At 74.3% G+C, this 3,929-nt stretch carries 4 protein-coding genes; 1 reads left to right on the forward strand and 3 read right to left on the reverse strand.

The genetic code is table 11. The annotated features are described in order from the left end of the window. Positions 1-130: 130 nt before the first annotated feature. From ABZ318_RS39210 to ABZ318_RS39220, 3 genes are all read right to left on the reverse strand, one after another. On the reverse strand, positions 131-334 hold the full coding sequence (locus ABZ318_RS39210) for a hypothetical protein (RefSeq protein WP_356907191.1): 204 nt from the start codon (positions 332-334) through the stop codon (positions 131-133). A gap of 58 nt (positions 335-392) precedes the next feature. Next, a complete protein-coding gene (locus tag ABZ318_RS39215) occupies positions 393-2,486 on the reverse strand; it encodes a histidine kinase (protein WP_356907192.1) in 2,094 nt (697 codons plus the stop codon). A gap of 247 nt (positions 2,487-2,733) precedes the next feature. After that, the gene (locus ABZ318_RS39220; RefSeq protein WP_356907193.1) at positions 2,734-3,411 is read right to left on the reverse strand and encodes a response regulator transcription factor; all 678 of its coding nucleotides are present in this window, start codon (positions 3,409-3,411) and stop codon (positions 2,734-2,736) included. Positions 3,412-3,567: 156 nt separating this feature from the next. On the opposite strand from ABZ318_RS39220, the gene ABZ318_RS39225 reads away from it, so the two are divergent. Further along, positions 3,568-3,885, forward strand: a complete 318-nt coding sequence (locus ABZ318_RS39225; RefSeq protein WP_356907194.1) for a hypothetical protein — start codon at positions 3,568-3,570, stop codon at positions 3,883-3,885. The last annotated feature ends 44 nt before the right edge of the window (positions 3,886-3,929 follow it).

A 3,929-nucleotide genomic window follows, 5' to 3' on the forward strand; every position in this document is an offset into this window, starting at 1 on the left:
AACCCCCCGCCCACCCCCCAGATCTCCCCCCCTATGCACCCACACATCCCCCCCCCCACGCACTCCCTATCCGGTCAACCCGGCCCCCCGGCCCCCCGGCGGCCCGGGGCTCGGGAACGCCGGGCGAAGGTCACGTCGGCGTTCCGCCGCCCGGGAAGCGGCGCTGCTCGCCGGTGACGGTGGGGGTACCGTCGCCCGGGAAGCGGGCCGCCTCGGTGGCGGTCGGGGTGCCGCCTCCCGGGAACTTCCGGAAGGCCGCGACGGCGGCCGAGATCAGGGCGGGCACGACGAGCGCCTTCGCCGTCGTGCGGAGAGCGGACTTGGCCTGGGGCATGAGGTTCTCCAGGGGGTGGGAGCGGCCGGGCGGGCCGTACGGACATGTCCCAGTCTCCTCAGGCACGTGTCCCAGGCGCCTGATCCTCAGGTCCCACCCGTGTCCCGGCTTGGCCGCACGGCATGACCGCCCGCACCAGCGTGCCGGTACCGGTGTCGACCAGCTCGAACGCGCCGCCGAGCTCCTCGGCCCGCTCCGCCATCGAGCGGAGCCCCACGCCCTCGCCGCGCTCCGCCGGGATGCCGTTCCCGTTGTCGCGGATCTCGACGGTGACGGCCTCCCCGGCCAGGACCACCGTGGCCTCGGCCCGGTCGGCGTGCGCGTGCCGGACCGTGTTGTTCAGCGCCTCGGCCGCGATGCGGTAGACGGCGACCTCCACCGCCGCCGGAAGCCGGGGGAAGGGCTCGGGACACAGCCCCACCGTGATCCGTACCGTGCGGCCCAGCTGCTCGGCGAGCCGCTCCAGCGCGCGCGGCAGATCCGCGGTGTCCAGCGCCGCCGGAGCCAGCCCGACGGTGATCCGGCGCAGCTCGTCGATGGCCCGGCCGATGCCTTCGGAGACGGCGGTCAGCGACCGCAGCGCCTTGGGCTCGTTCGGTATGGCCGACCTGACGGCGTCGACCTGGAGCCGCAGCCCCGACAGGGCGGGACCGAGGCCGTCGTGCAGATCGTGCCGGAGGCGGCGCCGCTCCTCCTCCCGGGCCAGGACGATCTGCTCACGGCTCGTCTGCAGCTCCTCGTAGAGCCGCAGGGAGGCGACGGCCGGGGCGCTGTGGTCGGCGAGGAGCCGCACGGCCTCGCGGTCCTGGTGGTCGAGGGCGAGCTCGCCGTGCCGCGGCGGGACCAGGAGGTGGCCGATGACGTCCCCCTGGTACACCAGCGGGAACTCCTCCTGACCGCCGCCCGGCTCGCCCTTGCGGGCCAGCTCGCGCGTCCCGTGCCGGGTGGTGATGAGGAGGCGCGCCCCCGGGAGCCGCAGGGTGTGGACCACGGTGTCGCACAGCAGCCGCGGCATGTCGCCGGGATCGAGGGCGTGCCCGAGCCGGTCGGCGAGCTGGCGCACCGCCTGGTACGGCTGGGCGCGCTCGCCGTAGTAGTAGCGGTCGACCAGCCGCGCGGCCCAGCGGGAGGTGGGGCGCAGCAGGACGCCCACGAGCAGCGCGGCCGACGCGATCAGCGCCGACTTCGGCGTGGTGGTGCCCGGCGCGAAGTACGAGAGGACGAAACCGCCGCCCACGTACGCCGTGAACAGCACGAACGTGAGGACGAAGCTGGTCAGGATCCGCCGCCCCGCCCGGTCGAGGGCCCAGGTCCGCTCCCGGGCGTGGAGATAGCCGAGCGTCGCGGGCCAGGCGGCCGCGGCGACGTAGAACGCGATGACGGTGAACCCTTCGGGGGCCTCCGCGAACCGCTGCATGTACAGCACGGCGATCCACAGCCCGTACGGGATCACGAGGACCGCGTACGTGCGCTCCCGCTTCGGCGTGCGGCGCCAGCGGGCGGCCATGAGGAGCACCGACAGGGCGACGGCGGCCGGCGGCACCCACAGGGTGGCGGTGTCCATCCAGGGGGTGAGCAGGTTCTCCAGCCAGGTCCAGGCGCCACCGGTGAGCGGGTTCGGCCGTCCGTAGTACACGAAGCCGGGGTGGGCGAAGGCGTGGAACTGCTGGAGGGCGCTCCACACGGCGGCCGCCACCACATAGGGACGGCCCCAGAGCGCCGGCAGCCGCCCGCCGGGCAGCCACAGGGGCAACGGGAAGATGACGACGCCGAGGAGGGTGTACGCGAAGAGGGCGAAGAGCAGGACGGCGGCGAAGGCCCCGGGGCCGACCCCGGAGACCACGGCCACCAGGGAGAGCGTCTGGGCCAGGGTCAGGGCGCAGCCGGCTCCGAGCAGCAGCCGGCCGAGGGCACGGGCGGAACGCCGGGCCGTGAACACCATGCCGGTCAGGGCGAGACCGAGGCCCAGGAGGACGTGGTCGGCGGCCAGATGGAGCCGCACGTGCTGGAGGGCGGGGTCGTGCGGCCGGGCCAGGGTGACCCCGGCCCACACGGCGCCGCCGAGCATGGTGAGGACGCACACCGCGTAGGCGGGCACCGTCTCCGGTCTCGCCCGGGGTGAGACCCGGGCCTCCCGACGGCCTGCGCGCATATCGGCCTCCTCGCCGGCTCGGCGGTGCTTCCCAGGGTCGTACGCCCGCGGTCCCGGGCGCATGAGCCGCGTGTCCCGGACCGGCCCCGGCCTCGGGGTGTCCTGCCGATCAGGCCGGGCCCCGGCCGACTCCCGCCCGGGCCCTGGCCGGGGCCGTGATCCGGGTCCGGATCACGCCCGATTCGGGCCTGGCTCGGACGGTCCGGGTCCGGATCACGCCCGGCTCGGGCCCGGCTCGGACGGGGCGTCAGGTCACGGAGGTGTCCTTGCCGAGGCCCGCGTCACGGGCGCGGGCGACGGCCTCGGCGCGGGAGGTCACCTGGAGCTTCTCGAAGACGTGCGTGATGTGGTTGCGCACGGTCTTCTCCGACAGGACGAGGTCACGGGCGATGCGCCGGTTGTCATGGCCCCGGGCGATCAGTTCGAGCACCTCGACCTCGCGGGAGGTGAGCGCGGGGAAGAGCTGTTCCGCCTCCCACTGCCGGCTCCCGGAGAGCAGCGGGGAGAGCCGGGCCGCGATCTCGGAGCCGATGACCGCGCCCCCGGCGGCCACCGTACGCAGCGCGTGCAGGACCTCGTCCGAGCCCGCCCCCTTGACGACGTAGCCGCGCGCACCGGCCTGGAGGGCGGCGAGGAGGCTGGCGTCGTCGTCGGACATCGTGAGGATGAGGACCGGGAGCCCGGCATGCTCCTCGGCAAGCCGCCGGGTGGCCTCGATGCCGGAGATGTCGGGCAGCGAGAGGTCCATGACGACCACGTCGGGCTGGTGCCGGGCGACGGACTCCGGCACCTCGCCGCCGGTGGTGGCCTCGGCGACGACCACCGCGCCGCCGCTGCTCTCCAGGGCGGCTCTGAGGCCTTCCCGGAAGAGCGGATGGTCATCGACGATCAGGACGCGGGGCACGGGGCGGTCTTCTTCGCGCACAAGTCGACACTATCAGTAACGATAGGTCACGTATGGTAGTCACCGTGTTCTTTGGGTGAGCGGGGCGCGAACGGGACGGCCGTCTCATGCCCCTGGGATCGAGGGCCGCGGATCGTGACGGGGGAAGCCCACCCGACCCACGGAGCCCGATCCGTCATGTGCCCCCTCACATCGACCCCCGCCCCCGGCCTCGCGCTCGACCGGTCGCTCCAGGCCGGACCGCTCCACGTGCCCGTCCAGGTACGCCTGGGACAGGACCCGACGGCCGAACTCGCCCTCGTCGTACGGCGGACCGGAGCGGACCGGATCGTCGTCCTCACCGAGCGCTCGCTGCCGGCCGCGCACCTCGACCGGGTGCTGCGCCCCCTGGAGACCGCGGCGCCCACCGACGTGCGCCGACTGCCCGCCGTACCCCCGGACCCGGCCAGGTCGGCCAGCGAGACCATGCCGCCGCCACCGAAGTCCAGGCAGTAGAACTGCACTTCGGCCGGGGTGTGGGTGAGCGCGAACGACGAGAT

The organism is Streptomyces sp. NPDC006197, assembly GCF_040613865.1.
Classification (GTDB): Bacteria; Actinomycetota; Actinomycetes; order Streptomycetales; family Streptomycetaceae; genus Streptomyces.